The 26294-nt window shown below is 65.6% G+C and carries 26 protein-coding genes and 1 tRNA gene; 13 read left to right on the top strand and 14 right to left on the bottom strand.

Going from position 1 to position 26294, the window contains the following annotated elements:
* Window positions 1-285: 285 nt before the first annotated feature.
* From ASE90_RS01560 to rpsF, 4 genes are all read right to left on the bottom strand, one after another.
* A tRNA-Glu gene (locus ASE90_RS01560) sits at window positions 286-360 on the bottom strand.
* A 327-nt stretch (window positions 361-687) separates the two neighbouring features.
* The gene (gene rplI, locus ASE90_RS01555; protein ID WP_055995004.1) at window positions 688-1278 is read right to left on the bottom strand and encodes a 50S ribosomal protein L9; all 591 of its coding nucleotides are present in this window, start codon (window positions 1276-1278) and stop codon (window positions 688-690) included.
* Window positions 1279-1290: 12 nt separating this feature from the next.
* Window positions 1291-1515: a 30S ribosomal protein S18 gene (gene rpsR / locus ASE90_RS01550; protein WP_010543816.1), complete on the bottom strand. Its 225-nt coding sequence runs from the start codon at window positions 1513-1515 to the stop codon at window positions 1291-1293.
* Window positions 1516-1527: 12 nt separating this feature from the next.
* Window positions 1528-1944, bottom strand: coding sequence for a 30S ribosomal protein S6 (gene rpsF / locus ASE90_RS01545; RefSeq protein WP_055997064.1), 417 nt, complete (start codon window positions 1942-1944; stop codon window positions 1528-1530).
* A 207-nt stretch (window positions 1945-2151) separates the two neighbouring features.
* Between rpsF and fabD the strand changes: the two genes are divergently transcribed.
* From fabD to mltG, 7 genes are all read left to right on the top strand, one after another.
* Window positions 2152-3087, top strand: a complete 936-nt coding sequence (gene fabD, locus ASE90_RS01540) for an ACP S-malonyltransferase (protein WP_055997061.1) — start codon at window positions 2152-2154, stop codon at window positions 3085-3087.
* A 41-nt stretch (window positions 3088-3128) separates the two neighbouring features.
* On the top strand, window positions 3129-3557 hold the full coding sequence (locus ASE90_RS01535; RefSeq protein WP_055995001.1) for a GxxExxY protein: 429 nt from the start codon (window positions 3129-3131) through the stop codon (window positions 3555-3557).
* Window positions 3558-3560: 3 nt separating this feature from the next.
* Window positions 3561-4298 (top strand): 3-oxoacyl-[acyl-carrier-protein] reductase, encoded by a 738-nt coding sequence (fabG, locus tag ASE90_RS01530; protein ID WP_055994998.1) that lies wholly within the window; start codon window positions 3561-3563, stop codon window positions 4296-4298.
* Window positions 4295-4804 carry a hypothetical protein gene (locus ASE90_RS01525; protein ID WP_156361367.1) on the top strand — a complete coding sequence of 170 codons (510 nt, stop codon included), beginning with the start codon at window positions 4295-4297 and terminating at the stop codon, window positions 4802-4804. Before fabG ends, ASE90_RS01525 begins: the two co-directional genes overlap by 4 nt.
* Before the next feature lie 80 nt (window positions 4805-4884).
* Window positions 4885-5121: an acyl carrier protein gene (locus ASE90_RS01520; RefSeq protein WP_055760552.1), complete on the top strand. Its 237-nt coding sequence runs from the start codon at window positions 4885-4887 to the stop codon at window positions 5119-5121.
* A 117-nt stretch (window positions 5122-5238) separates the two neighbouring features.
* Entirely contained in the window at window positions 5239-6495 is a 1257-nt protein-coding gene (gene fabF, locus ASE90_RS01515) for a beta-ketoacyl-ACP synthase II (RefSeq protein ID WP_055994992.1), read from the top strand.
* A 4-nt stretch (window positions 6496-6499) separates the two neighbouring features.
* A complete protein-coding gene (gene mltG / locus ASE90_RS01510; protein WP_055994989.1) occupies window positions 6500-7468 on the top strand; it encodes an endolytic transglycosylase MltG in 969 nt (322 codons plus the stop codon).
* Between the two features lie 142 nt (window positions 7469-7610).
* Here mltG and eda read toward each other — a convergent pair whose 3' ends face one another.
* The 8 genes from eda to ASE90_RS01470 all read right to left on the bottom strand — a co-directional run bounded on the left by eda (window position 7611) and on the right by ASE90_RS01470 (window position 15630).
* Window positions 7611-8219 (bottom strand): bifunctional 4-hydroxy-2-oxoglutarate aldolase/2-dehydro-3-deoxy-phosphogluconate aldolase, encoded by a 609-nt coding sequence (gene eda, locus ASE90_RS01505; protein ID WP_055994986.1) that lies wholly within the window; start codon window positions 8217-8219, stop codon window positions 7611-7613.
* Complete coding sequence (locus tag ASE90_RS01500) at window positions 8216-9184, bottom strand: glucokinase (RefSeq protein WP_055994983.1); 969 nt, start codon at window positions 9182-9184, stop codon at window positions 8216-8218. The genes eda and ASE90_RS01500 overlap by 4 nt, the downstream gene beginning before the upstream one ends.
* A gap of 117 nt (window positions 9185-9301) precedes the next feature.
* Window positions 9302-11122, bottom strand: a complete 1821-nt coding sequence (gene edd / locus ASE90_RS01495) for a phosphogluconate dehydratase (protein WP_055994980.1) — start codon at window positions 11120-11122, stop codon at window positions 9302-9304.
* Window positions 11122-11826 carry a 6-phosphogluconolactonase gene (gene pgl, locus ASE90_RS01490; protein WP_055994977.1) on the bottom strand — a complete coding sequence of 235 codons (705 nt, stop codon included), beginning with the start codon at window positions 11824-11826 and terminating at the stop codon, window positions 11122-11124. Before pgl ends, edd begins: the two co-directional genes overlap by 1 nt.
* Before the next feature lie 136 nt (window positions 11827-11962).
* Complete coding sequence (gene zwf, locus ASE90_RS01485) at window positions 11963-13423, bottom strand: glucose-6-phosphate dehydrogenase (protein WP_055994974.1); 1461 nt, start codon at window positions 13421-13423, stop codon at window positions 11963-11965.
* Window positions 13424-13554: 131 nt separating this feature from the next.
* Window positions 13555-14484, bottom strand: coding sequence for an N-acetyl-gamma-glutamyl-phosphate reductase (gene argC / locus ASE90_RS01480; RefSeq protein WP_055994971.1), 930 nt, complete (start codon window positions 14482-14484; stop codon window positions 13555-13557).
* Entirely contained in the window at window positions 14481-15350 is an 870-nt protein-coding gene (locus ASE90_RS01475; RefSeq protein ID WP_055994968.1) for an NlpC/P60 family protein, read from the bottom strand. Before ASE90_RS01475 ends, argC begins: the two co-directional genes overlap by 4 nt.
* Entirely contained in the window at window positions 15307-15630 is a 324-nt protein-coding gene (locus tag ASE90_RS01470) for a MarR family transcriptional regulator (protein WP_055994965.1), read from the bottom strand. Before ASE90_RS01470 ends, ASE90_RS01475 begins: the two co-directional genes overlap by 44 nt.
* A gap of 223 nt (window positions 15631-15853) precedes the next feature.
* Between ASE90_RS01470 and secG the strand changes: the two genes are divergently transcribed.
* Window positions 15854-16213 carry a preprotein translocase subunit SecG gene (gene secG / locus ASE90_RS01465; RefSeq protein ID WP_055994962.1) on the top strand — a complete coding sequence of 120 codons (360 nt, stop codon included), beginning with the start codon at window positions 15854-15856 and terminating at the stop codon, window positions 16211-16213.
* 93 nt (window positions 16214-16306) lie between these two features.
* Window positions 16307-17956, top strand: coding sequence for a CTP synthase (locus tag ASE90_RS01460; protein ID WP_055994959.1), 1650 nt, complete (start codon window positions 16307-16309; stop codon window positions 17954-17956).
* A gap of 200 nt (window positions 17957-18156) precedes the next feature.
* On the opposite strand, the gene ASE90_RS01455 is transcribed toward ASE90_RS01460, so the two are convergent.
* Window positions 18157-18645: an Hsp20 family protein gene (locus ASE90_RS01455; RefSeq protein WP_055994956.1), complete on the bottom strand. Its 489-nt coding sequence runs from the start codon at window positions 18643-18645 to the stop codon at window positions 18157-18159.
* Between the two features lie 978 nt (window positions 18646-19623).
* Between ASE90_RS01455 and ASE90_RS01450 the strand changes: the two genes are divergently transcribed.
* The 3 genes from ASE90_RS01450 to ASE90_RS01440 are packed head-to-tail and all read left to right on the top strand — an operon-like array spanning window position 19624 to window position 22017.
* On the top strand, window positions 19624-20874 hold the full coding sequence (locus ASE90_RS01450) for a lipoprotein-releasing ABC transporter permease subunit (RefSeq protein WP_055994953.1): 1251 nt from the start codon (window positions 19624-19626) through the stop codon (window positions 20872-20874).
* The gene (locus ASE90_RS01445) at window positions 20867-21541 is read left to right on the top strand and encodes an ABC transporter ATP-binding protein (protein ID WP_055994950.1); all 675 of its coding nucleotides are present in this window, start codon (window positions 20867-20869) and stop codon (window positions 21539-21541) included. The genes ASE90_RS01450 and ASE90_RS01445 overlap by 8 nt, the downstream gene beginning before the upstream one ends.
* A complete protein-coding gene (locus ASE90_RS01440; RefSeq protein WP_055994947.1) occupies window positions 21538-22017 on the top strand; it encodes a glutathione peroxidase in 480 nt (159 codons plus the stop codon). Before ASE90_RS01445 ends, ASE90_RS01440 begins: the two co-directional genes overlap by 4 nt.
* Window positions 22018-22043: 26 nt before the next feature.
* Here the strand turns inward: ASE90_RS01440 and ASE90_RS01435 are convergent, their stop codons facing one another.
* Window positions 22044-22586: an HdeD family acid-resistance protein gene (locus ASE90_RS01435; protein WP_055994945.1), complete on the bottom strand. Its 543-nt coding sequence runs from the start codon at window positions 22584-22586 to the stop codon at window positions 22044-22046.
* Between the two features lie 96 nt (window positions 22587-22682).
* On the opposite strand from ASE90_RS01435, the gene dnaE reads away from it, so the two are divergent.
* Window positions 22683-26270, top strand: a complete 3588-nt coding sequence (dnaE, locus tag ASE90_RS01430; protein WP_055994943.1) for a DNA polymerase III subunit alpha — start codon at window positions 22683-22685, stop codon at window positions 26268-26270.
* The last annotated feature ends 24 nt before the right edge of the window (window positions 26271-26294 follow it).

Raw genomic sequence — 26294 nt, 5'->3', positions numbered from 1 at the left:
CTGGTGCCGGATGTCTGCCGGAAGGCGCATGGTTGAGGGGACAGCGATGCGGGTCGTGCAGGTCGCGAGATGGTCGGCTTCGATCAGCCTGGACCGGTCCATTTCGCATTCCCCGGATCTGTCACCCGAGAATTTTGGAAAGGAGGTTGGTCCCTGGGCGGCTTCAGCATCTGGCAAAGCGCCGGTCGTCCAGAACTGTCCGTGAACATATTGGAGCGTATGACAACTGACATCTACCCAGATCGCTAGGGCAATGGCAGGATGCTGCTAAGTACTTGTAATCGCTGGTGACCCCTACGAGAATCGAACTCGTGTTTTCGCCGTGAGAGGGCGACGTCCTAACCGCTAGACGAAGGGGCCGCTTGCGGGGAGGGGCGCTCGTACGCCGCAATGCGGACGGCGTCAAGCAGTGCCGCGTTGGTTTCACGACGGTTGCCGACGTTCATCGCAGCGAAACCTTTTGCCCGTTGCGGAATTGAACCGACAACCTCTTCGAACAAAGGCATTCGTCATGGCCAAGGCTGTCCCACTGTTCCTGTCGCTCATCCCGCTGGCTGCCGTGATCGGAACATGCGTAGTATGCCCGTGATGGGGCACCGATGACCAGCGTCGTCCAACAATCAGCGCAAACGAAAAGGCCGCCGGATCGCTCCGGCGGCCTTTCGCTGTTGGTCGACGCGAAGGGGATCAGCCCTGCGCTTCTTCCGACGCTTCGTCGCGGGCGATTTCGCCCGGCTCGGCGTTGGGGTCATAGTCTTCGGTGAAGCCGGCGTCGTCACGCTCGAACATCGACGCCATGACGTCGACGCCCTGCGACTGCATCTCGGCTTCTTCCGGCGAACGGGCGACGTTCACCTTCACGATGGTGACGACTTCCGGGTGCAGCGCGACCTTGACGTCGTACAGGCCGATGGCCTTGATCGGACGGTCGAGGACGACCTGCGACTTGTCGACCTTGTGGCCGTCGGCGACGAGCGCTTCGACCAGATCGCGAACCGCGACCGAACCGTAGAGCTGGCCGGTGTTCGACGACTGACGGATCAGCGTGACCGAAACGCCTTCCAGCGTCTTGGCTTCGGCTTCCGCGTCGGTGCGACGGGCGGCGTTGTCGGCAACGATCCGCTCGCGGTTCGCCTCGAACACCTTCTTGTTGGCTTCGTTGGCGCGCAGCGCCTTCTTGCGCGGCAACAGGAAATTACGGGCAAACCCGTCCTTTACCTTCACCACGTCGCCGATGGCGCCGAGCTTCTCGACGCGTTCCAGCAGAATGACGTCCATGTCGGGCGCTCCTTACTTAACGATGTAGGGCAGCAGGCCCAGATGGCGGGCGCGCTTGATGGCCTGGGCCAGTTCGCGCTGCTTCTTCGCGCTCACCGAAGTGATGCGCGACGGGACGATCTTGCCGCGTTCGGACACGAAGCCCTGCAGCAGACGAACATCCTTATAGTCGATCCGGGGAGCGTCCTTGGCGGAGAAAGGGCAGCTCTTGCGGCGGCGGAAAAACGGACGTGCCATGGGTGCTGTTCCTTACGCTTCGACTTCGGCCGACGGCTCGCGCTCACGGCGCGGACCACGGTCGTCACGATCACGGCCACCGCGACGGTCGCCACGCTCCGAGCGCTCGCTCTTGCGCATCATCACGGTCGGACCTTCTTCATGGGTGTCGACCTTGACGGTCATGAAGCGGATCACGTCTTCGTTGATCTGGGTCTGGCGCTCCAGCTCGGCCACGACGTCGCCCGGCGCGTCGATTTCGAGCATGACGTAATGCGCCTTGCGGTTCTTCGCGATGCGATAGGCGAGGCTGCGCAAGCCCCAGGTTTCGGTCTTGACGACCTTGCCGTTCATGTCCTGAACGATCTTGGTGGCGGTTTCCGCCAGCGCGTCCACCTGCGCTTGTGCCAGATCCTGGCGCGCAAGGAACACGTGCTCATACAGAGCCATATTCTTTTCCGTCTGTTGGCCGATCGCTGACGTCGCGCCAATCGCGAACGCCCCTCCGGCTGTCGTCTTCAAATGCAGTCCGGGGCGGCGGTCGCCCGTCACCCCGAGGCAGACGCCCTTAGCCGATCGGCCGTGAAACGCAAGCAGTCTTGCGCCCGATCACCCGGAGCGACTAGGCCGCGCGAAAGATTTCGGCAGGAGCATATGATGCGCGCATTCATCTTTCCAGGGCAGGGTAGCCAGTCGGTCGGCATGGGTGCGGCGCTCGCCGCCGCCAGCCCGTTTGCCCGCGAGGTGTTTCAGGAGGTCGACGAGGCGCTCGGCCAGCATCTGTTCCGCCTGATGGCCGATGGTCCCGATGCCGAACTGATGCTGACCGAAAATGCGCAGCCCGCGATCATGGCCAATGCCATCGCCACGCTGCGGGTGCTGGAGCGCGAGGGCGGGATGCGACTGGCCGACAAGGCGGATTTCGTCGCGGGCCACTCGCTGGGCGAATATACGGCGCTGTGTGCGGCCGGTGCGCTCGACCTGTCGACGACGGCGCGGTTGCTGAAGCTGCGCGGACAGGCGATGCAGGCAGCGGTCCCGGTGGGCGAGGGGGGCATGGCCGCGCTGCTGGGGGCCGATCTGGCCAAGGCGCAGGCATTGGCCGAGGCGGCGGCCGAAGGCGAAATCTGCACCGTCGCCAACGACAATGATCCGTCGCAGGTCGTGATTTCGGGTGCCAAGGCCGCGATCGAACGCGCCGTGCCGCTGGCGAAGGAAATGGGGATCAAGCGCGCGGTGGTCCTGCCGGTGTCGGCACCGTTCCACTGCCCGCTGATGCAGCCGGCGGCCGACGCGATGGCGGCGGCGCTGGCCGATGTTGCGTTGTCGGCACCGGTCGTGCCGGTCTACGCCAACGTCACCGCCGCCCCGGTCGCCGATCCGGAAGCGATCCGCAAATTGCTCGTCGAACAGGTCACCGGCATGGTTCGCTGGCGGGAATCGATCCTCGCGATGCAGGAAGCGGGTGTCAGCGACTTCGTCGAACTGGGCGGCAAGGTGCTGGGCGCAATGGTCAAGCGCATTGCCCCGGACGCGACGGCGACCAGCGTGGTGGCGATGGCCGATATCGAGGCGCTGGTCGGGCGGTTGTAAGTTTAGGATTCAGTTTCACGCGAAGGCGCCAAGGCACGAAGATGAGGGATCGGGAGGATATCTGCCGCGACATCGTCGACGTCGCACTTCGCCTGCACCGCGAGTTGGGACCCGGGTTGCTGGAAAGCGTCTATGAAATGCTGCTTGCCGGTCGATTGGCGGCGATGGGATATGACGTCGTCCGGCAACATCCGGTCGACGTCATGTTCGATGGCATTCGGTTTGAGGCGGCATTTCGGATCGACCTGATCGTCGACGGATCGATACTGGTCGAGATCAAGTCGGTTGAACGGCTGAGCGCCGTTCACGCGAAGCAATTGCTGACGTATCTCCGCCTCACCAAGCAGCCCATCGGGCTGCTTCTCAACTTCGGCGGCGAAACGCTCAAGGAGGGGCTGCGCCGGATCGTCAATGACTATCGCCCCTCCGCGTTTTCGCGCCTTCGCGTGAATCAAAATCAGGAAGACTGACCAATGTTCGACCTATCGGGAATGACCGCCCTCGTAACCGGTGCCAGCGGCGGGATCGGTTCCGCCATTGCCAAGGCACTCGCGGCGCAGGGGGCGCGGCTTGCGGTGTCGGGTTCGAATGCCGACAAGCTGGACGCGTTCCGTGACGAACTGGGCGGCGACCATGTCGCGATCGCCTGCAACCTGTCCGATGGCGCTGCTGTCGACGGCCTCGTGCCGCAGGCGGTCGCCGCGCTCGGCAAGCTCGACATCCTCGTCAACAATGCCGGCGTCACCCGCGACAATCTCGCCATGCGGATGAAGGACGACGAATGGGATCAGGTGATCCGCGTCAACCTCGAAGCGGCATTCCGTCTGTGCCGTGCTGCCGCCAAACCGATGATGAAGGCCCGGTTCGGCCGCATCGTTTCGATCACCTCGGTCGTCGGACAGACCGGCAATCCGGGGCAGGCGAACTATGCCGCGTCGAAGGCCGGCCTGGTCGGCATGTCGAAGGCGATGGCCGCCGAACTGGCCAGCCGCGGCATCACCGTCAACTGCGTCGCGCCGGGCTTCATTGCGTCGGCAATGACCGAAGTGCTGCCCGACGCGCAAAAAACCGCCCTGCTGACCAGGATTCCGGCCGGGGCGTTGGGCACGGGCGATGACGTTGCTGCGGCGGTTGCCTATCTTGCCAGCCGGGAGGCCGGGTATGTGACCGGCCAGACGATCCATGTGAACGGCGGGATGGCGATGATATGAGCATGATGCTGATGGCGGCGATGCTGGCGACCGGCGATGCGAATGTCGTCCGCTGCGTCGCGACCAAGATGCCGAAGGCCGACATGGCGCGTCTGCAACAGGGCATGATCGTCGGCGTGCTGGAGGGCAAGAAGCCAGCGCCCGCGACGGAAGCCTTGGTCAAGAAGGTGCGCGCCCATGCCGCTGCCTGCCAGCCCGGCACCGGCAAGCCCGATGCCCGTGCGGGCGAGATCGTCGTCACCAGTATCGCAGTCGAAGCGCTGGCGTCGGGGCTGACTGCCAAGGGTGTCGATCCGATCGCCGTCAACCGACAATTGAGCCAGACGCCGCCCGCCGTTCTGAATGCGTTTCTTGCGCGCATGCAAACTGCGCAGGTCGACAGCTTCATGAGCGGCATGATGAATCTGGCCGGCGCGCAAAAGGGTGATACGCGAGTGCAGCGGCTGATGGGCGGCTATGCCTACAACGCCGCGACTCTGGCGCGATTGTTCGCTGCGAAGGCATAAGCCACGGACTTGCGCCGGAGCCGGACGGGCTTTAGGGGCGTTCAGGTACGATACACCCCGGATGTGAAGAGGGAATGAATATGAGCGAGACCGCCGAACGCGTGAAGAAGATCGTCGTCGAGCATCTCGGCGTCGAAGCGGAAAAGGTCACCGAAGACGCGAGCTTCATCGATGATCTGGGCGCGGACAGCCTCGACATCGTCGAGCTGGTCATGGCGTTCGAGGAAGAGTTCGGCGTCGAGATCCCCGACGATGCCGCCGAGAAGATCACGACCGTCAAGGACGCGATCACCTATATCGACGAGCACAAGGGCTGATCCGGCGGGGACGGCCCCGCCGTCCCGCTGCCTGGCCACAGTTTCACGGCCCCCCGTCCCGGCGAACAGCCATGGGCGGGGGGTCGTTCGTTAAGTATCTGAACGGAGAGTAATGCCATGCGCCGCGTAGTCGTGACCGGCCTCGGCCTCGTGACCCCGCTGGGTGCCGAGGTCGAAACCGCCTGGAAGAACCTGATCGCCGGCAAGTCCGGTGCCGGTCCGATCACGCATTTCGATGCGTCGAACCAGAAGTGCCGGATCGCGTGCGAGGTAAAGCCGGCCGACCATGAATATGGCTTCGATCCGAACAAGCGCGTCGATCACAAGGTTCAGCGGCAGGTCGATCCGTTCATCATCTATGGCATCGACGCCGCCGGGCAGGCGCTGGAAGATGCCGGTCTGACCGAGATGGACGAAGCGACGAAGCTGCGCGCCGGTGTCTCGATCGGGTCGGGGATCGGTGGCCTGCCCGGCATAGAGATCGAATCGGTCAACCTGCACGAGCGTGGCCCGGGACGCGTCAGCCCGCACTTCGTCCATGGTCGCCTCATCAACCTGATCTCCGGTCAGGTCTCGATCAAGTACGGGCTGATGGGTCCGAACCATTCGGTCGTCACCGCCTGTTCGACCGGGGCGCATTCGATCGGCGACGCGGCGCGGATGATCCGCGACGACGATGCCGATATCATGCTGGCCGGCGGTGCCGAAAGCACGGTCAACCCGCTCGGCGTCGCCGGCTTCGCGCAGGCACGCGCGCTCAACATGAGCATGAACGACCGCCCGACCGAGGCTAGCCGACCCTATGACAAGGGCCGTGACGGCTTCGTGATGGGTGAGGGCGCGGGCGTCGTCGTGCTCGAGGAATATGAGCACGCCAAGGCGCGCGGCGCGAAAATCTATGCCGAGGTCGTCGGCTACGGCCTGTCGGGCGACGCCTATCACGTCACCGCCCCGCATCCGGAGGGCAAGGGCGCAGAAATCTCGATGCGCATGGCGCTGCGCAAGGCGGGGATGGAGCCGTCGGACATCGATTACATCAATGCCCATGGCACCTCGACCATGGCCGACACGATCGAATTGGCCGCCGCCAAGCGCGTGTTCGGCGACGACTTGTCGGGTGCGTCGATGTCGAGCACCAAGTCGGCGATCGGCCATCTGCTGGGCGGGGCCGGCGCGGTGGAAAGCATCTTCTGCATCCTCGCGCTGCGCGACCAGATCGTTCCGCCCACGCTGAATCTCGACGATCCGGACGAGGGGACCGAGGGGGTCGACCTCGTGCCACATGTCGCCAAGAAGCGGCAGGTCCGCGCGGTGCTGAACAATTCGTTCGGTTTCGGCGGCACCAACGCGTCGCTGGTGATGAAGGCGATCTGACGCGATGCGCCGGATCGGTTGTCTTGGCCTGATCGTCGGATTGCTCGCCATCGGCGCGCTGTTCCTCGTGATACAGAGCTGGGGCGGGGCCGGTCCGGCGCAGCGCACGCTGACCGTGACCGTACCGCAGGGCGCGAGCCTTGCGGCGGCGGCGGAGGAACTGGAGGCGGCGGGCGCGATCCGCTCGGCGGGGCGTTTCCGCCTGTTCGCACGGTTTCTCGGCGGCGACGAACCGATCCGCGCCGGCGAGTATCGGATTCCGAAGGGGTTGAGCCAAGCCGACGTCCTGAAGCTGTTGCAGGGCGGTCGCACGCTGCAACGCTTCGTCATGGTGCCTGAAGGCTGGCCATCGGTGCTGGTGCAGGAGGCGGTCGCCAAGGCACCCCAGATGGAAGGCACCGCGCCACTGCCGGGTGAGGGCAGCATCCTGCCCGACAGCTACAGCTATGCGCGCGACGGCGACCGTGCCGATCTGGTCGAGCGGATGCAGGCGGCGATGGATCGCTATCTCGCCGCCGCCTGGAAGAAGCGCAAGCCGACGACCGTCGTCAAGTCGCCGCGCGAGGCGGTGATCCTGGCCTCGATCGTCGAGAAGGAAACCGGCAAGCCGTCCGAACGCCGGATGGTCGCCGCAGTCTATTCCAACCGCCTGCGCGCGGGCATGCGGCTACAGGCCGACCCGACCGTCATCTATCCGATCACCAGGGGCAAGCCGCTCGGCCGCCGCATTCGCAAGTCGGAATTGCAGGCGAAGAACGGCTACAACACCTATGCCTCGGCGGGCCTGCCGGTCGGGCCGATCGCCAATCCGGGCAAGGCGTCGATCGACGCGGTGCTCGATCCGGCGGAAACGAAGGCGCTGTATTTCGTCGCGGACGGCACCGGCGGGCACGTGTTCGCCGATACGCTGGCCGAGCACAATGCCAATGTGAAAAAGTGGTACGACATCCGCCGCGCGCGGGGCGAGATGTAGTACCCGAATCCTCCCCATTCATGGGGAGGGGAACCATCCGAAGGATGGTGGAGGGGGTGGTCCGCGCACGCTGACGTTGCGAGTGTGGACGCCCCCCTCCACCAGCTGCGCTGGTCCCCCTCCCCGCGGAGCGGGGAGGATTTCAGGCGCGCAGGCCCGCCGCCGCGTGCGCGCGGGTTTCGGTTTCGGCATGGGTCGCGCCGACGATCCAGCTGCCACCGACACACAGCACCGGATCGAACGCCAGCCATTCGGGCGCGGTCGCTTCGGTGATGCCGCCGGTCGGGCAGAACTTCGCCTGATAGAAGGGCGCGGCGAGCGCCTTCAGCGCCTTCAGTCCACCCGATGCTTCTGCCGGGAAGAACTTGAAATGCGTGAGGCCGAGGTCGAGACCGCGCATGATGTCGCCGGCATTGGCGATCCCCGGCAGGAACGGGACGCGGCTGTCGATGATCGGGCGGCCGATGGTTTCGGTCAGGCCCGGCGAGACGATGAACTCGCTGCCGGCGTCCATCGCCTGCTTGAATTGATCGGCGCTGACGACGGTGCCGGCACCGACGATCGCGCCGTCGACCTTCTTCATCTCGGCAATGGCTTCCAGCGCGGCCGGGGTGCGCAGCGTCACTTCGAGAACGCGCAGCCCGCCCTTGACCAGCGCCTCCGCCATCGGGCGAGCGTCGGCGGCGTCGTGAATGACCAGGACCGGGATGACCGGGCTGGTCTGCATGATGTCGGCGATGGTGACGGTCATCGAGCGTGCTCCTGTGCAAAGGCGGCAGCGGCCCCGAACAGGCCGGGCTGGGGATGGGTGATGAGCTTGACGGGGATACCCGCCATCAGCGTCTGGAAACGGCCTTTCGAGGTGAAGCGCGTGCCGAATCCCGATTCGAGCAGGTGATCCTTCAGGCGCAGGCCAAGGCCGCCGGCGATGACCACCGCTTTCGCACCCTGCGCCAGCGCCAGATCGCCGGCAACGGCACCAAGCGTCAGGCAGAAGCGGTCGAGCGCGGCGACAGCGATGCTGTCCGTGCCGTCGAGCGCGGCGGCCCAGATGGTCTTGTCGTCGCTGTGGGGCACCGACACGCCCTCGATCTCCGCCAGCGTCTCATACCATGCGACGATCGACGGCCCGGCACAGGCGCGCTCGTTCGATCCGCGGCCATGCGCCTGGCGCAACCGCTTGAGCAGCGCATCCTCGATACCGTCGAGCGGGGCGAAATCCTGATGCCCGCCTTCGGTTTCGAGGACATGATACCGCTCGGGCGTCCGCAGCAGTTGCGCGACACCCAGACCGGTGCCCGGACCGCAGATCGTGACGACGCCGCGCGTCGGCAGCGGACCTTCGGGACCACAGAGATGGATGAAGTCGTCCTGGTCGACCTGCGCCACGGCGTGCCCGACCGCGCCGAAATCGTTGATGATCGTCCACGTTTCGACGCCGAGCCGTTCCTGCATCAATGGCGGACGGATGATCCACGGATTGTTGGTGAACTTGATCAGCGTGTCGTTGACCGGCGAGGCGACCGCGAGGCTGGCGGCGGTGGGCAGCGGGCGGCCGAGCGTGCGCTCGAACGCACGCCATGCGAGTTGCAGGCTGCCATGTTCGGCAACCTTCTGCGTGATCGGTTCGCCCAGATGGACCACCCGGCCGTCCTCGACCTCGGCGATCGCGAAGCGGGCGTGCGTGCCGCCGATATCTACCGCAACGACTTCCATGACCTCTCCCCTATATTCCTTTTGCGTATCCCCGCGCAGGCAGGGATCCAGAGTTGCGCAGGTCGACGCTGGTGGCTCTGGACCCCCGCCTGCGCGGGGGTACGTTTACCTGTCGTCCTACAGCCCCGCCGCCGCGAGCATCGCCGAACCGCCGGCTTCCGCCTCGCTCGCGCCCTGTCGCATCATCGCAAAGAGTTCGCGACCGGTGCCGTCCGCTGCGGGGGGGGTGGGCGCGTGGTCGCGCGCGGCCCATTCCTCCGCCGGAACCAGCGCCGCCAGCGTATTGGCATTCGCGTCGAGGCGGATGACGTCGCCGTCGCGCAGCTTGCCGATCGGCCCGCCGCCCAATGCTTCGGGTGAGAGGTGGATCGCCGCCGGCACCTTGCCCGACGCCCCCGACATGCGCCCGTCGGTGACCAGCGCCACGCGGAAGCCGCGATTCTGAAGCACGCCCAGCGGCGGGGTCAGCTTGTGCAGCTCCGGCATGCCGTTGGCGCGCGGCCCCTGATGGCGGACCACGACGACCACGTCGCGGTCGAGTTCGCCAGCCTTGAACGCCGCCTGCACCGATGCCTGGTCGCTGAACACGCGGCAGGGCGCTTCGATGACCCAGCGATCGGGGTCGACCGCCGACACCTTGATACAGGCGCGGCCGGTATTCCCCTCGAGGATGCGGAAGCCGCCCTCGGGCGCGAACGGGGCGTCGACGGTCCTGACGATGGTGTCGTCGCCGCTGACCGAGGCATGGTCCTTCCAGACCAGCTTGTCGTCCTCGATTCCCGACTGGCGGCCATAGGCGGCCATGCCGTCCTTCGCGATCGTCAGCACGTCGCCGTGGAGCAGCCCGCCGCGCAGCAGTTCGCGAATGACGAACGACGGCCCGCCGGCATCCTCGAACCCGTTCACATCGGCCGACCCGTTGGGATAGACGCGGGTGAGCAGCGGCACGACTTCGGACAGACGGTTGAAGTCGTCCCAGTCGATGACGATCCCCGCGCAGCGCGCGATGGCGGGCAGGTGGATCAGATGGTTGGTCGACCCGCCGGTCGCCAGCAGCACGATCGCGGCGTTCACGATCGCCTTTTCATCGACCACCCGGCCGATCGGGCGATAATCGTCGCCGTCCCAGCCGATTTCGGCGAGGCGGTGGACGGCGTAGCGGGTCAGTTCCTGCCGACGCTTGGTACCCGGATTGGCGAAGGCGGCATCGGGAACGTGCAGGCCCATCGCCTCGACCATCATCTGGTTCGAATTGGCGGTGCCATAGAAGGTGCAGGTGCCCTTGCCATGATAGGCGGCGATTTCGGCGTCGAGCAGTTCCTCGCGCCCGACCTTGCCCTCGGCATAGGCTTCGCGGACCGCCGCCTTCTGCTTGTTGGGGATGCCCGATCGCATCGGACCGCCGGGGATCAGCACCATCGGCAGATGCCCGAAACGCAGCGCGCCCATCAACAGCCCGGGCACGATCTTGTCGCAGATGCCGAGCAGCGCCGCGCCTTCGAACGCTCCGTGGCTCAATGCCACCGCCGTCGACAGCGCGATCGTGTCGCGGCTGAACAACGACAATTCCATGCCGGGAAAGCCCTGCGTCACGCCGTCGCACATCGCCGGCACCCCGCCCGCGACCTGCGCGGTCACGCCCGCTTCGCGCGCCCAGACCTTCATCTGTTCGGGATAGCGATAATAGGGGGCGTGCGCCGACAGCATGTCGTTGTACGCGGTAACGATGCCGATGTTCATCCGGTTGGCCGGACGCATCGCATCGCGATCCTCGTCTGTGCCGGCATAGGCATGGGCGAGGTTCGCACAGCCGAGCATCGGCCGGTCGACGCCGCTTTCGCGCTCCCGGTCGATCAACGCGAGATAGGCGGCACGCTTGGTCCGCGACGCTTCGATGATGCGGTCGGTAACGGCGGCGATCGTGGCGTTGAGGGCCATTAGCGGCTCCAATGAATATCGACGGGAAGTTCGACTTCGGCCAGCACGCGGCCGATCGGATAGGCCGACGACGCGCCCTGATCGATTGCTCGTTCGAGCACCGATTTCTTTTCATCGCCGGTGATCGCGATCATCAGCGCGCGCGCCGAGGCGATCGCGGCGTGGCTCAACGTCACGCGGGCGACGGGTGCTTCGGGCGGCAGCGGGTCGGGCATGACACCCAGCGCGCGGCGTTCCTTCGGACCGGTCAGCGCCTCGGTCAGGTCGGGGCCGGGGAAGATCGACGCGGTATGGCCATCGGCACCCATGCCGAGCAGACAGAGGTCGAGCGGCCAGTGCAGGTCCTGCAACCGCGCATCGGCGGCGCGGCCGGCGGCTTTGTAATCGGGGGCCTTTTCGGCGGTCAGCGGAATGACCCGCGCGCCCTTGGGCAGGAAGACCTTGGCAAGGCCGGTGACGTTCGACATCGCGTCGCCCATCGGCACGATCCGGTCGTCGGTGGGGACGATCGTCACACGCTTCCAGTCGAGCTTCGCCTTGATCAGCCGTTCATAGATCGGGGCAGGGGTGCGACCGCCCGCCAGCGCGATCACCGCCGCGCCGCGCGCGTCGATCGCCGATTCGATGATGAACTGGATATCGCCGGCAAGCGCGTCGGCGAACTCGGCGGGTTCGTCATATTCCCACCATTCGATCTCGGTCATTCTATCATCCCGTGTATTTTTCCGTTCTGTTCGAACTCGTCGAGAACCGGTTCTCGACGGACGCATCTCGGCTTCGCTCGATGCTGCTCGAACTAAACGGCATAACTATGGTGCGGAAGAGGAGCGCGTCAGCCGCTCACTCGTTCCACGTCACCCCGTCGCGTTCGGTCAGCGCGACGCTGGCATTCGGTCCCCAGCTTCCCGACGGATAGCCCTTCGGGCTGGTCGCATTCGCTTTCCACCCCTCGCGGATCGCGTCGATCCATTGCCACTGCGCCTCCACCTCGTCGCGACGGACGAACAGCGTTGGATCGCCTTCGATCAGGTCGAGGAGCAGCCGTTCGTATGCGATCCGGCGGCGGGTGCCGGCAAAGGCGGTGGTCAGCGACAGGTCGAGCGGCACTTCGCGCAGGCGGATGCCGTCGCGGTCGAGGCCGGGTTCCTTGGCCATCACCAGCAGGCGGACATATTCCTCGGGCTGCAGGCGGATGACCAGCGTGTTGGGCTGCAACCGGCCGCCGCGATCGGCGAAGATCGAATGCGGTACCGGCTTGAACTGGATCGAGATTTCCGAATGGCGATCCTGCATCCGCTTGCCGGTGCGCAGGTAGAAGGGCACGCCCTGCCAGCGCCAGTTGTCGATATGCGCCTTCACCGAGACGAAGGTTTCGGTGTCCGAATCCTTGCCCAGTTCCTCGTCATATCCCCGGACGATCTCGCCCTTCACCGCGCCGGCGTCATATTGGCCGGTGACGGTGTGGGTGTTGACCTCGGCCGCACCGATCGGGCGCAGCGACCGCAGGACCTTGACCTTTTCGTCGCGGATCGAGGTGCCGTCGAACTTGGCCGGCGGCTCCATCGCGATCAGCGCGACCAGTTGCATGACGTGGTTCTGGACCATGTCGCGCAGCGCGCCGACCTCGTCATAATAGCCCGCGCGGCCTTCGAGCCCGACCGTCTCCGAAATGGTGATCTGGACATGGTCGATGCCGCGCGCATTCCACACGGGTTCGAACATCGCATTGCCGAAGCGCAGCGCCAGAATGTTCTGGACGGTTTCCTTGCCCAGATAATGGTCGATCCGGAAGGTCCGCTCCTCCGGAAAGGCGGCGGCGACCAGATCGTTGATCTCACGGCTCGATTCGAGGTCCTTGCCGAGCGGCTTTTCGAGGCTGATGCGGACTTCGGGGCCGGTCAGGCCGGCGCTCTTCAGGCCGGTGATGGTCGGGCCGAACAGCCACGGCGCGGTCGACAGGAAGATCGCGAGGCCGCCCGAAATATCGCCGAGCTTGCGGGCAAGAGCGGCGAAACCGTCGACGTTCGATGCGTCGAGCGGCTGATATTGCAGCCGCGCGAGAAAGCCGTCGATTGCCGCCTCGTCCTTGCGATCGTCGGGCAGGAACTCGTCGAGCGCATGCTTGGCGAAGGCGCGGAAGCCGTCATCGTCATGCTCGTGGCGCGCGGTGCCGGTGATGGTCAGGCCGTTGGGCAACAGGCCATCGGCATGGAGGCCGTAGAGCGAGGGGAGCAGCATCCGTTGCGACAAATCCCCGGTCGCGCCGAACAACAGCAGCTTCCCTACCGCTTGCCTCGTCATGCGTGCTCCTATCTTCAAACTCGGTCCCGCGCGCTCCTAGCAGCCTATTTCGCAAACGCGAAGGCGGCATGGGCATGCGACGCGAAACGATTGCGTGAAACGTCCGAATATTAGGTGCGGAGGACGGGCGCTCAGAGCGTCAGGCCCTCCGTCTGGTCGAAACCGGCCATCAGGTTGAAGTTCTGAACCGCCGCACCGGCTGCGCCCTTGCCCAGATTGTCGAGCGTCGCGATCAGCCGGGCTTGCCCCGTCTCCATATTGCCGAACACGCGCAGCGACAGGCGGTCGGTTCCCGCATCGGCCTCGATCGGGATCGCGCTGTCGTCGCCGTCGAGGACACGGACCACCGGCGATTCACGATAGGCCTCGCGCAGCGTCTGTTCGATCGCCGACAGGCTGGGGCGACGGTGGAACGCGAACAGCGGCAACGGGACCTCGACCACCATCCCGCGATAGGTCCGCGCGACCGACGGCTGGAACAGCGGCGGATGGGCGAGGCGGGCGTGACGCTGCATCTCGGGCACGTGCTTGTGCGCGAGCGACAGGCCATAGCCGAGCCATGCGGTATCGGTTTCGCCGTTCTCGAACGCCGCGATCATCGCCTTGCCGCCACCCGAATAGCCTGAGACCGCGTTGACGCTGACCGGCCATTCGTGCGGGATCAGCCCGGCCCGGACCAGCGGCCGCACCAGCGCGAGGAAGCCGGTCGGATAACAGCCCGGATTCGACACGCGCATCGCCGTCGCGATCGTGCCCGGCTGCGATGGCTCCAACTCGGCCATGCCATAGGTCCAGCCATCGGCGACGCGGTGTGCGGTCGACGCGTCTATCACGCGGGTGCGATCGTTGTCGATCAGCGACACCGCCTCGCGTGCCGCGTCGTCGGGCAGGCACAGGATGACGAAATCGGCATCGTTCAGCGCCTCGCGCCGCGCCGTCGCGTCCTTACGACGGGTGTCGTCGAGCGTGATGAAGTCGATCTCGGTCCGGCCCGACAGCCGGTCGGCGATTTCGAGGCCGGTGGTGCCGGCGGCACCGTCGATGAAGACGCGAACGGTCATGCGGAGCGCCTCCGGGCGCGAATGGGGCCGAACCGGTCGAGCGCGGCGACGGGTTCGCACCGCACGACGTCGTCGGCATGGATGACGGTATCGGTATCGACCAGCATTGCGACATGGTCATTAAAGAAGATCAGGTCGCCGCGCTGCAATGGATCGCCGGCCGCCAACGGCGTGCCGATCGTCTCCGCCTGCAAGTCGACGAACCGTGCCGGCGGCGATCCGGCGAGCGACAACGCCAGAAAGATCAGGCCGGCCGCATCGACCCCGTCGCCCGATCGACCGCCGGGCAGGACGGGCACCCCCTTCAGACGCAGTGCATAGGCAACGGCATCACCCGTTTCGTCCGACAGCGGCAACAGCGTCGTCGCGAGCAGATATCCGCCGTCAACCTCCGCCCATTCGTCGTTCGCAGGAACGGCTGCGACGCGACTGCCCATCGGCAGCGACAGCGGAAGCGGGCGATCGAGCGAACGATCGGCGTATAGGACGGAATTGGCGGTACTGACGACATGCGATGTGTCGTAGGCGTCGACCAGTGCGGCACGCGCCACGAATCCGACGCTACCGTCGATCGGCGAACGTCCCCAGCCATGGGTCGAGGTGAATTCGAGGACGTCGAACGGCTCGCCGGCTAATGCCTGTGATACGACATGTCCCCCGGGAGCGGCGAGAATGGCAGTCACATGGCCGATGCTGCGTCGTGCCGGTACGGCGTAATGCGGCGCAAAGACCCGATCGGCGAGGCGGATATCGGCCAGATCGCGGCGGACCGCGTCGATTCGGGAGTCGAGCGCGACCGAACGTTCGCGGAGCGCGAAGCGGCTACGCGCTGACCCGTCGTTGGAAGTCGCCGACGCCGTCGCCACCCATGAACTGCCCGAACTCTGCAAGAAAATTGGCCCCTTCGCTGGTCTGCGCAACGAAGATGTTCCGCTTGTCGGCATCGTCGCGTTGGCGGCGGAGATAGCCGAGCGTACCCAGACGATTCAAGGCGCGCGTTACGACGGGCTTCGATACGTTCAGCGCACGGGCAAGACCGCGTACGGTATGCGGGCCGGGTTGCAGATAGACGATCATCATCAGCGCCATCTGTCGGTTGGTCAGGTCCGGCTCGCCCGAACGGACATAGTCGACCAGGCCGTCCATCCATTTTTTCAGTGGAATAGTTGGAAACATCGCAGCAACCTAACGTCGATACAGGCCGTGAGGCGGGGTCGAAACATGAACGTCGCAGTTGCGCGCTTGGTTTCCCGGTCGATACGATAATGTGACGATCGGGTCGGAGGCGCTCGGTTGATTGGCGGGCCGCGCTCGCCTATGTGGCGCGCTTCGAACCCGCACTCCTTTCTTTCGGAAATGTTCCCCGACCATGTTCACCTTCCTGCTTGTCGTCCATGCGATCATCGCCGCACTGCTCGTGACGGTGATCCTCATGCAGAAGTCGGAAGGCGGCGGGCTGACCACCGGCGGCAGCCCGTCGGGACTGATGTCGGCACGGGGTGCCGCCGATTTCCTGACGCGGGCGACCGCGGTCCTCGCCGGGCTGTTCATCGCGATGAGCATCGCGCTGGCGGTGATCGCGGCGAATCGGGGGGCCAATTCCATCGATACCTCACTGGCACGGCCGACGACTCCGCCGCCCGCCGCCAGCGCACCGGCCAATCCGGCGGCCGATCCGATCGGCAACCTGACGGGTGCCGACAACGGTGCGGTCCCGCTGGCCCGCTAAACCACTTTCATCAACCGGTCCGTCGTATTTCGCGGGCGTGGGAGCAATCCCGCGCTTGGCGGCGATGGCGTTCGACGCTAGGCGATATCTCCCATGGCGCGGTATATCTTCATCACCGGCGGCGTGGTCTCGTCGCTCGGCAAGGGCCTCATGGCGGCCTCTCTCGCAGCACTCTTGCAGGCGCGGGGCTACAAGGTCCGCATCCGCAAGTTCGATCCGTATCTGAACGTCGATCCGGGCACGATGTCGCCCTATCAGCATGGCGAAGTCTATGTGACCGACGACGGGGCGGAAACCGACCTCGACCTCGGTCACTATGAACGCTTCACCGGCGTGTCGGCGCATCAGTCGGACAACGTCACCTCGGGGCGGATCTACCAGACGATCATCCAGCGCGAACGGCGTGGCGATTATCTGGGCGCGACGGTGCAGGTCGTCCCGCACGTGACCGACGCGATCAAGGCGTTCGCACAGGCCGATACCGTCGACGACGACGGTCAGGATCTGGATTTCGTATTGTGCGAGATCGGCGGGACGGTCGGCGACATCGAATCGCTGCCGTTCATCGAGGCGATTCGCCAGCTCAAGAACGAGCTCGGCCGCGGCCGCTCGATCAGCATCCACGTCACGCTGGTGCCCTACATCGCGGCGGCGGGCGAGCTGAAGACCAAGCCGACACAGCATTCGGTGCGCGAACTGGCGGCGCTGGGCGTACAGCCCGACGTGCTGGTCTGCCGCTGCGAAAAGCCGCTGCCGGCGAGCGAACGGGCGAAGATCGCGTTGTTCTGCAACGTGCCGGCCGCTGCGGTCATTCCCGCCCTCGACGCGTCGAGCATCTATGCGGTGCCCGAGCAATATCATGCCGAGGGGCTCGACGCCGAGGTGCTGCGTGCCTTCGGGATCGAACCGGGCGACGCGCCCGACCTGTCGCGCTGGAGCGACATCATGGATCGCCTCCAGAATCCCGAAGGCGAAGTCACGATCGGCGTGGTCGGCAAATATGTCGGCCTGCAGGATGCGTACAAGTCGCTGAACGAGGCGCTGGTGCACGGCGGCATCGCCAACCGGGTGAAGGTCAACATCCGCTGGATCGACGCCGAGCTGTTCGAGGGCGATCACGACATGGTCGCCGCCGAGCTGGAGCCGTGCCACGCGATCCTCGTTCCCGGCGCGTTCGGCGAGCGGGGGGCCGAAGGCAAGATCGCCAGCGTCCGCTTCGCACGCGAGCGCAAGGTGCCGTACTTCGGGATTTGCTTCGGGATGCAGATGGCCTGTATTGAGGGCGTTCGCACCACCGGTAAGATTCCGGACGCGTCGTCGACCGAATTCGGCCCGACCGATCAGCCGGTCGTCGGCATGATCACCGAATGGATGAGCCCCGAGGGCATCCAGAAGCGCGAATCGGACGGCGATCTGGGCGGCACGATGCGGCTGGGCGCCTATGAAGCGACGCTGACGGGCAATTCGGTCGTTGCGTCGATCTATGGCGGGACGTCGATCAGCGAGCGGCATCGCCATCGCTATGAGGTCAACACCGGCTATCGCAAGATGCTGGAATCTGGCGGGCTGGTGTTCTCCGGCATGTCGCCCGACGGGATGCTGCCCGAAATCGTCGAGCGGCCCGACCATCCATGGTTCGTCGGCGTGCAGTTCCACCCGGAGCTGAAGTCCAAGCCGTTCGATCCGCACCCGCTGTTCGCGAGCTTCGTCGCCGCGGCGGTGAAGCAGTCGCGGCTGGTTTAATTCCACTCGTCCTTCCCGCGAAGGCGGAAATCCATATACGCTGACGTTTGGACGTCGATCGCAAGCGTTGCGTTTGTGAATTCCCGCCTGCTCGAGAAGGACGACGTGGCAAGGGGCGTCTCACAAACGCGAACGGGCGCCCGAACCCATCCGGTTCGGACGCCCGCCTCCCGGCGCGCCAGCAAACAGCGCGCCGCAGGTCAGGCGGCGTGTGCCGATTCGTCGCTCCCGGCCGCGTCATTGGCGATGACCGGCTGTTCGGTCGTGCCGCCGATCGCGATGCGGCGCGGCTTCATCGCGTCGGGGATTTCGCGACGCAGGTCGATGGTCAGCAAGCCATCGGCAAGGTCGGCGTTTTCGACGACGATAAAATCGGCCAGTTCGAACCGGCGTTCGAAGCTGCGGTTGGCGATGCCCAGATGCAGGACCGCGCTCTTCTGTGCGTCGGTCTGCTCGGCCTTGCGACCCGACACCACCAGCAGGTTCTGCTGGGCGGTGATGTCCACCTCTTTGCGCTTGAAACCGGCGATCGCCAGCGTGATGCGATAGCGGTCTTCGGCCAGACGTTCGAGATTGAAGGGCGGATAGTTTTCGCCCGTCGTCGCGCGCGCGTTGTTTTCGAGCATGTCGAACAGACGATCGAAGCCGATGGTCGAGCGGCGATACGGGGTGAAGTCGAAGCTACGCATGTCAAATCCTCCAACAGAAGCGAGTTGAACCGAGCGGCATCCACGAAGCGATGCCGGTTCGCGAACGGCCCGACAGGCACCGTTCGTGAACCGATATGGTTCGTTGTTTGGGTGCTTCAAGAGGGTTTTCGGGACGATCTTTTGGGATGGTCGCGGGGGGGGGGTAAGGCTCTGGCGTGCGGGTATCCATGCCTGTGTCGGCGAACCGCTGTCCTACAGCGCCTGCGCCTGGCATCATTACGGTCTGGCGGTCTTCCGCCCCGCTATTTGACACCGTCCGCACGTCGATCGACGTAACCCCCGTAATCGGGACCTCTGCGAAACTCCAATGACCGTACCCCGGCGAAGGCCGGAGCCCAGTTGGGGGACGTTCGCAACGTACGAAAAAACTTTCCAACTGGACCCCGGCCTTTGCCGGGGTACCGCTCGGTTTGGTTTAGTGCGCGACTTTCGCAGAGGTCTCGGTAACCCGGGTAACCCGCCAAAACGTGGCAAGTGTGACTTTCGTGACCTTTGGCGCGCGGCTGCCCACCAATTTGTCAGTTCTGTTACAAATAACAACAGCTTACAGGCAAAGCGTTCGCCGAGAAGGGAAGCGCGACAGGGTCCGGCAACCAGCGCCCAACCACGAATCCAAAGCACTGAAACAGCAAACGGCCGGGCTGTTGCCAGCCCGGCCGCCTGCGTGACGATCGCTCGTCAGCCCCCTTGGTTGCCACCGCTTCTACGCCCCTTCCCCCCTTCCAGGGCGGAGCCGGTTGGCCTCCCCGAACCGTGGCCTTGCTTGCCTGCGCTTCGTAAGATCTTCGATACGGAACCGGACCGAGTCTGTCACCGGCCTTGCGGCAGCTTTGCTACGGTTTTCGTAACCATGTGTCGATTTGGCAACAGCATGGATTGAAGTCGGACCAGCGCCTACCTACAGCCCCTGCAACGCCCCGTTCGAGGGGGCTCCGTTCGAGGACACCGACCGCCCTTATGCTGCTATCGCGTTACGAGCGGATGATCGCCCGCCGCTATCTGTTGCCCGGACGGGGTGAGGCGTTCATCGCGCTGGTCGCATCGATCAGCCTCGTCGCGGTGATGCTGGGCGTCGCGGCGCTGGTCATCGTGATGAGCGTGATGAACGGGTTCCGTGCCGAGCTGTTCGACAAGATCGTCGGGCTGAACGGCCATGCCATCATCCAGGGGTACAACAACCAGCTGCCCGACTGGCGCCGCATCGCCGAGGAGGCACGGCGCACGCCCGGAGTCACCAGCGCGACGCCGCTGATCGAACAGCCGCTGTTCGCGACCTATAACGGGCGGTCGGAGTTCATCCTGACGCGCGGCATGCGGGTCGGCGACATCCGCGCGACCCCGACGATCCGCGACAATGTGAAGCAGGGGTCGCTCGCTCCCGTGACGGCGGGCAGCGGCAATGTGGTCATCGGGTCGCGGCTTGCCATGTCGCTCGGCGTGACCGTCGGCAGCGAGATCACGATCATCAGCCCGCAGGGGCCGACGACTCCGTTCGGCACGATGATCCGGCAGGTGCCGTACCGCGTCGCCGCGATCGTCGAGGTCGGGGTCTACGATTATGACAAGGCGTTCGTCATCATGCCGATCGAGGACGCGCAGCAACTGCTGCTCACCGGTGATTCGGTCGGCATGATCGAGATCGAGACGACCGATCCCGACGACATCGACCGGATCATGAAGCCGCTCCGCGAGAAGTTCGTGGCACAGGCGCAGATATCCGACTGGCGGCAGCTCAATTCGGAGCTGTTCCAGGCGCTGTCGGTCGACCGGATCGTGACCTTCACCGTGCTGTCGATCATCATCCTGATCGCGGTATTCAACATCCTGTCGTCGCTCATCATGCTGGTCCGCGCCAAGACGCGCGACATCGCGATCCTGCGCACGATGGGGGCGACGCGCGGCGGGCTGCTGCGCATCTTCATGACGGTCGGCACCACCATCGGCGCGCTGGGCGTGGGGGCGGGGCTGGTGCTCGGCTTCGTCTTCCTCGCGTTCCGGCAGCAGGTGATCGGCGGGATCGGCCGGCTGACGGGGATCGAGATATGGGACCCGACGATGCGCTACCTGACCGAACTGCCGTCTGACCCCGATACGGTCGAAATCGTCACCATCGCGTTGACCGCGCTGCTCTTCTCGTTCCTCGCCACGCTGTACCCGGCGTTCAAGGCGGCCAATACCGATCCCGTGCAGGTGCTGCGCTATGACTGATGCCGTCCTCCAGACCCGCGACCTGCGGCGCAGCTTCACGCAGGGGGAAGCGACGATCCACGTCCTGCGCGGCGTGAACCTGACCGTGGGGCAGGGGGAGATCGTGGCGCTGCTGGGGCCGTCGGGGTCGGGCAAGTCGACGCTGCTCCAGGCGGTCGGCCTGCTCGAAGGGGGGTTCGAGGGCGAGATCTTCATCGGCGGCGAGGAAGTCGCCGGGTTCGGATCGAACGCGCGGACGGTGGTGCGGCGCGACCGGATGGGCTTCATCTATCAGTTCCACCATCTGCTGCCCGATTTCAACGCGCTGGAGAATGTCGTGCTGCCGCAGATGGTGCGTGGCGGGCACCGCAAGGAGGCGGATGCGCGTGCGACCGAACTGCTGACCGCACTGGGGCTGGGGGGAAGGCTCGGTCATCGTCCCAGCCAGTTGTCGGGCGGCGAGCAGCAACGGGTCGCGGTGGCGCGCGCGCTGGCCAATCGTCCGGCGCTAGTGCTGGCGGACGAGCCGACCGGCAATCTGGACGAGGCGACCGCCGATGTGGTGTTCGCCGAATTCCTCCGGCTGGTGCGCGGACAGGGGTCGGCGGCGCTGGTCGCGACGCACAACGAACGGCTGGCCAGCCGAATGGACCGGGTGGTGCGGCTGCGGGACGGGGTGCTGGTGTGAGCGACCTGTACGATCTACCGGTGTGGACCGCCGATGGTGCCGAGACGACGCTGGCGGCGAATCGCGGCCAGGCGCTGTTGATCGTCAACGTCGCATCGAAATGTGGGTTCACCCCGCAATATGCCGGGTTGGAGGCGTTGCACCGCACGCTCGGCAAGCAGGGCTTTGCGGTGCTGGGCTTCCCGTGCAACCAGTTTGGCGGGCAGGAGCCGGGCGATGCAGCGGAGATCGCGCAATTCTGTTCGTTGACCTATGACGTCAGCTTTCCGGTGTTCGCGAAGGTCGATGTGAACGGAGCCAACGCCGCGCCGCTGTTCCGCGCGCTAAAACAGGCTGCCCCCGGCGTGCTGGGCAGCGAAACGGTGAAGTGGAACTTCACCAAATTCCTGGTCGGGCGCGACGGGCAGGTCACCCGGTTCGCGCCGACGACCAGACCGGAGGATTTGGAAGGCGCGGTGCTGGCGGCGTTGGCGTAACGCTATCCGACGAGCAGGGGTTCGCCTTACGCCGCCTGCTCCCGACGGTCGTGCAACGCCCCCATGATCGCGACGATGCCGCCGAACAGGAAGCTGGCACCGAGGATATAGCCCGGCAGGGTCAGCGCCGACCATGGCACGGTCGTGTAGAGCAGGATCGCCAGCACGATGTTGAGCACGCCCAGCAGCAGCATTGGAACCCTAAGCCGCTTGAAGCGGAAGCCGACGAACAACTCCATAATGCCGCGCGCGCCAAGCCAGAGGATGATCATCAGCGTCAGCGACAATGCGCCCCCGACCGGCACCAGCACCATATAGCCGCCCGCGACCACGGACAGCAGCCCGAACAGCAGCGCATAGCCGCGCCCGTTACGCCCGCGAACCACGGCGATCAGCGACGCCACACCGCCGGCGAGGAACAGGAAGCCGACGATCATCGTCGCAGCCAGCGTCGCGGGGAAGGGGGCGGCAAAGGCGAGGATGCCGACCACGACCGACACGATGCCATAGGCGAGCGACGAGCCCCAGCCGGGGGCGGTGATACGGGGTTCGCGGGCGTGGTCGATCATGTGGTCCTCCTGTCGCCGCAGCGAACGGGCGCGGTTCGTCGTGGTTCCGTGTCCGCTCCACTGGTCGAATCAGCCGGCGATGGTTAGGTGCATCGGATGACGCATTCCGGGTTCGTGCCGCTTCGTATCTTTTCGTCCTACACCATGCTGGAGGGCGCGATCGAACCGAAGGCGATTGCCAAGGTCGCGCGCAAGCTGGGCTTTCCCGCCGCCGGGCTGTCCGATCGCAACGGACTCTATGCCGCGATGGCGTTTTCGGACGCATGCAGGGATCAGGGCGTCCAGCCGGTGGTCGGCACGCTGCTGGCGGTCGCGCGGCCGGGCGGGCCGGAGCTGCAGGAGCCGGAAATCGACTGGCTGCCGCTCTATGCACAGGACGCGCGCGGCTATGACAATCTGTGCGCGCTGGTGTCGATGGCGCATCTCGACCGGCCGGTCGAGGTTCCCGCGCATGTGCCGATCGATGCGCTGATCGGGCGCAGCGACGGGCTGGTCGCGCTGACCGGGGCGGGTGACGGGGCGCTGGCGCGGCTGTTCGCGGCCGGGCGCGACGACGAAGCGACCGCCTATGTCGACCGGTTGCAGGCACTGTTCGGCGACCGGCTGTATGTCGAGATCGCACGGCGCGACGATCCGGTCGAGGCGAGGGCCGAGGCGCAGTTGCTCGACCTCGCCTATGCCCGCGATCTGCCGCTGGTCGCGACCAATCCGTGCTGCTTCGCCGACGCCGATTTCCACGACGCGCACGACGCCATGCTGTGCATCGCCTCGTCCAGCTACGTCGCGAGCGAGGATCGGCAGCGGTCGTCGCCCCAAGCATGGCTGAAGCCCGCAGCGGTGATGCAGGAAATGTTCGCCGACCTGCCCGAGGCGCTGGCCAATACCCTGGTCGTGGCGCAGCGTTGCGCGGTGGCGGCGCCGAAGCGCAAGCCGATCCTGCCCAGCCTTGCCGGCGACCGCGAGGGCGAGGCGCTGAAGCTGCGCGTCGATTCGCGCGCCGGGCTGGTCGATCGGTTGCGCAAGATCGTCGCGCTGGAAGCGGGCATGGTCCAGGCCGAAGTCGCGGTCGACGCGCCCGCGCCGTGGGAAGATGCCCCGACGCCGGCGGCGACGGGCACCATCCCCGAACTGTCCGAGGCCGAGCTGCAAGCGAAGTTTCCGGACTATTTCGAGCGGCTGGACTTCGAACTCGACGTCATCTGTCAGATGGGGTTTCCGGGCTATTTCCTGATCGTCGCCGATTTCATCAAATGGGCAAAGGATCACGACATTCCGGTCGGGCCGGGGCGTGGTTCGGGCGCGGGTTCGGCGGTGGCGTGGGCGCTCACCATCACCGACCTCGACCCGATCAAGCTGGGGTTGCTGTTCGAACGCTTCCTGAACCCCGAACGCGTGTCGATGCCCGACTTCGACATCGATTTCTGCGAAACACGGCGCGGCGAGGTAATCCGCTACGTCCAGCAGAAATATGGCCGCGATCAGGTGGCGCAGATCATCACCTTCGGTAAGCTGAAGGCGCGCGCGGTGCTCAAGGACACCGGCCGCGTGTTGCAGATGAGCTATGGGCAGGTCGATCGCCTCGCCAAGCTGGTGCCGAACCACCCGACCGATCCGTGGACGCTGGACCGGGCGATCAACGGCGTATCGGAACTGCACCAGCAATATACCGGCGAGAAGGACGTCCGGCGGCTGCTCGACCTCGCCATGAAGCTTGAGGGATTGCCGCGGCACAGCTCGACCCACGCGGCGGGCGTGGTGATCGGCGACCGACCGCTCAGCGAGCTGGTGCCGCTGTACCGCGATCCGCGGTCCGACATGCCGGTCACGCAGTTCGACATGAAATATGTCGAGGGCGCGGGGCTGGTGAAGTTCGACTTTCTGGGCCTCAAAACCCTGTCGGTGCTCAAATTCGCGGTGGAATTGCTGGCGCGGCGGGGGATCGTCGTCGATCTCGACAGCCTGTTGTGGGACGATGTCGCCACATATGACCTGCTGAAGCGCGGCGACACAGTCGGCGTGTTCCAGCTGGAATCGGAAGGGATGCGACGGACGCTGACCGCGGTGCGGCCCAGCAATTTCGGGGACATCATCGCGCTGGTGTCGCTGTACCGGCCGGGACCGATGGACAACATTCCGTCATTCGGCGCGCGCAAGGCCGGGCGCGAGGAGCTGATCTATCCGCACGACCTGCTCGAACCGATCCTGAAGGAGACCTACGGGATCTTCGTCTATCAGGAGCAGGTGATGCAGGCCGCGCAGATTCTTGCCGGCTATTCGCTTGGCGGCGCCGACATGCTGCGGCGCGCGATGGGCAAGAAGGTCAAGGCGGAGATGGACGCGCAGCGTTCGATCTTCGTGAAGGGCTGTGCCGAGATGAACGGTATCCCGGCGGCCAAAGCCAACGAGCTGTTCGACCTGATCGACAAGTTCGCCGGCTATGGGTTCAACAAGAGTCACGCGGCGGCCTATGCGTTGCTCGCCTATCAGACGGCGTGGCTGAAGGCGCATCACCCGCACGAATTCTATGCGGCGTCGATGGCGTTCGATTATGCGCAGACCGACAAGCTGGCGATCTTCGTCGACGATATGAAGCGGCTGCGCATCGAATGCCTGCCACCCTGCATCAACGCCAGCGACGCGACCTTCGGCGTCGAGGAAACCGGTGGCGACCTTGCGGTGCGCTATGCGCTGTCGGCGCTGAAGGGCGTCGGTGAGCGGGCGATGGAGCTGATGGTCGAGGAGCGGGCGGCGAAGGGGCCGTACAAGTCGCTCGACGATTTCGCGACGCGGGTCGACCCCAAGCTGCTGAACAAGCGGCAGATCGAGACGCTGGCGGCGGCCGGTGCGTTCGACTGTATCGCGCTCGACCGGGCCGGGGTCCATGCGCTGGCCGACACGCTGATGGCGACGGCGCAGCGGACCGAGGCGAACCGGTCGAGCGGGCAGGGCGGCCTGTTCGGCGAAGCAAGCGGCGCGACCGAGGCGGCGATCCGGATGCCCGACGTCCACTGGTCGCTGACGCAGGCGATCGCGGCGGAGAAGGACGCGTTCGGCTTCTATTTCTCGGCGCATCCGCTCGATCGCTACGCCCATCTCGCCAGTGCACATGGCGCGCGGAAAATCGCCGATCTGGCCGATACGCCCGTACCGGAGGGTGGCCGGGTCGGTGCGACCGTCGCGGCACTGGTCGAGGATGCGCGCTGGCGGACCTCGGCGCGGGGCAAGCGGTACATGATGGCGACGCTTTCCGACGCGACGGGGCAGGTGCCGGTGACGTGCTTCGATGAGGGGCCGGCGAACGATCTGGAAGCCGCCGGCAAGGTGGGCGGATGCGGCCTGTTTACGCTCGAACTCGATCGCCGTGCAGGGGATGAAAGCGCGCGGGCGACGGTCAAGTCGCTCAAACCGTTCGACCTGATCGCCCGCGACGTCCGGCTGCGGCTGGACCTGACCATCGACGATGCTGCGGCCTATCCGGCACTGGCGGGACTGGTCCTGGACGAGCGCGGCGGCCGTGGCGAAATCTGGGTGTCTATCCCTGCCGCCGATGGAATCGAAGCTCGGGTATGCCTGGGCCGTGATTTCCAGCTGGATGGCGAGCTTGCCGAACGGGTCGGCAGGCTGCAAGGTGTCGCCAGCGCGGCGTTCGATACGGTTAAGCCATCGATCGCTGCCGTCGGATAGGGGCGGTACGGCCCCGTTCGCGAA

The sequence above is a fragment of the Sphingomonas sp. Leaf67 genome (genome assembly GCF_001421965.1).
Classification (GTDB): Bacteria; Pseudomonadota; Alphaproteobacteria; order Sphingomonadales; family Sphingomonadaceae; genus Sphingomonas.
Note: the sequence above shows the minus strand (reverse complement) of the source record. Positions and strands in the feature narration are given on the sequence as shown.

What these genes read in the sequence shown, in the direction of transcription:
- zwf (WP_055994974.1), bottom strand. Translation starts at nt 13,423, where the DNA reads ATGACGAGGCAAGCGGTAGGGAAGCTGCTGTTGTTCGGCGCGACCGGG.
- rplI (WP_055995004.1), bottom strand. Translation starts at nt 1,278, where the DNA reads ATGGACGTCATTCTGCTGGAACGCGTCGAGAAGCTCGGCGCCATCGGC.
- ASE90_RS01500 (WP_055994983.1), bottom strand. Translation starts at nt 9,184, where the DNA reads ATGGAAGTCGTTGCGGTAGATATCGGCGGCACGCACGCCCGCTTCGCG.
- dnaE (WP_055994943.1), top strand. Translation starts at nt 22,683, where the DNA reads ATGACGCATTCCGGGTTCGTGCCGCTTCGTATCTTTTCGTCCTACACC.
- ASE90_RS01535 (WP_055995001.1), top strand. Translation starts at nt 3,129, where the DNA reads ATGAGGGATCGGGAGGATATCTGCCGCGACATCGTCGACGTCGCACTT.
- ASE90_RS01520 (WP_055760552.1), top strand. Translation starts at nt 4,885, where the DNA reads ATGAGCGAGACCGCCGAACGCGTGAAGAAGATCGTCGTCGAGCATCTC.
- ASE90_RS01460 (WP_055994959.1), top strand. Translation starts at nt 16,307, where the DNA reads ATGGCGCGGTATATCTTCATCACCGGCGGCGTGGTCTCGTCGCTCGGC.
- ASE90_RS01525 (WP_156361367.1), top strand. Translation starts at nt 4,295, where the DNA reads ATGAGCATGATGCTGATGGCGGCGATGCTGGCGACCGGCGATGCGAAT.
- secG (WP_055994962.1), top strand. Translation starts at nt 15,854, where the DNA reads ATGTTCACCTTCCTGCTTGTCGTCCATGCGATCATCGCCGCACTGCTC.
- argC (WP_055994971.1), bottom strand. Translation starts at nt 14,484, where the DNA reads ATGACCGTTCGCGTCTTCATCGACGGTGCCGCCGGCACCACCGGCCTC.
- fabF (WP_055994992.1), top strand. Translation starts at nt 5,239, where the DNA reads ATGCGCCGCGTAGTCGTGACCGGCCTCGGCCTCGTGACCCCGCTGGGT.
- fabG (WP_055994998.1), top strand. Translation starts at nt 3,561, where the DNA reads ATGTTCGACCTATCGGGAATGACCGCCCTCGTAACCGGTGCCAGCGGC.
- ASE90_RS01435 (WP_055994945.1), bottom strand. Translation starts at nt 22,586, where the DNA reads ATGATCGACCACGCCCGCGAACCCCGTATCACCGCCCCCGGCTGGGGC.
- ASE90_RS01450 (WP_055994953.1), top strand. Translation starts at nt 19,624, where the DNA reads ATGCTGCTATCGCGTTACGAGCGGATGATCGCCCGCCGCTATCTGTTG.
- ASE90_RS01470 (WP_055994965.1), bottom strand. Translation starts at nt 15,630, where the DNA reads ATGGACGGCCTGGTCGACTATGTCCGTTCGGGCGAGCCGGACCTGACC.
- ASE90_RS01445 (WP_055994950.1), top strand. Translation starts at nt 20,867, where the DNA reads ATGACTGATGCCGTCCTCCAGACCCGCGACCTGCGGCGCAGCTTCACG.
- fabD (WP_055997061.1), top strand. Translation starts at nt 2,152, where the DNA reads ATGCGCGCATTCATCTTTCCAGGGCAGGGTAGCCAGTCGGTCGGCATG.
- eda (WP_055994986.1), bottom strand. Translation starts at nt 8,219, where the DNA reads ATGACCGTCACCATCGCCGACATCATGCAGACCAGCCCGGTCATCCCG.
- edd (WP_055994980.1), bottom strand. Translation starts at nt 11,122, where the DNA reads ATGGCCCTCAACGCCACGATCGCCGCCGTTACCGACCGCATCATCGAA.
- mltG (WP_055994989.1), top strand. Translation starts at nt 6,500, where the DNA reads ATGCGCCGGATCGGTTGTCTTGGCCTGATCGTCGGATTGCTCGCCATC.
- ASE90_RS01455 (WP_055994956.1), bottom strand. Translation starts at nt 18,645, where the DNA reads ATGCGTAGCTTCGACTTCACCCCGTATCGCCGCTCGACCATCGGCTTC.
- pgl (WP_055994977.1), bottom strand. Translation starts at nt 11,826, where the DNA reads ATGACCGAGATCGAATGGTGGGAATATGACGAACCCGCCGAGTTCGCC.
- rpsF (WP_055997064.1), bottom strand. Translation starts at nt 1,944, where the DNA reads ATGGCTCTGTATGAGCACGTGTTCCTTGCGCGCCAGGATCTGGCACAA.
- rpsR (WP_010543816.1), bottom strand. Translation starts at nt 1,515, where the DNA reads ATGGCACGTCCGTTTTTCCGCCGCCGCAAGAGCTGCCCTTTCTCCGCC.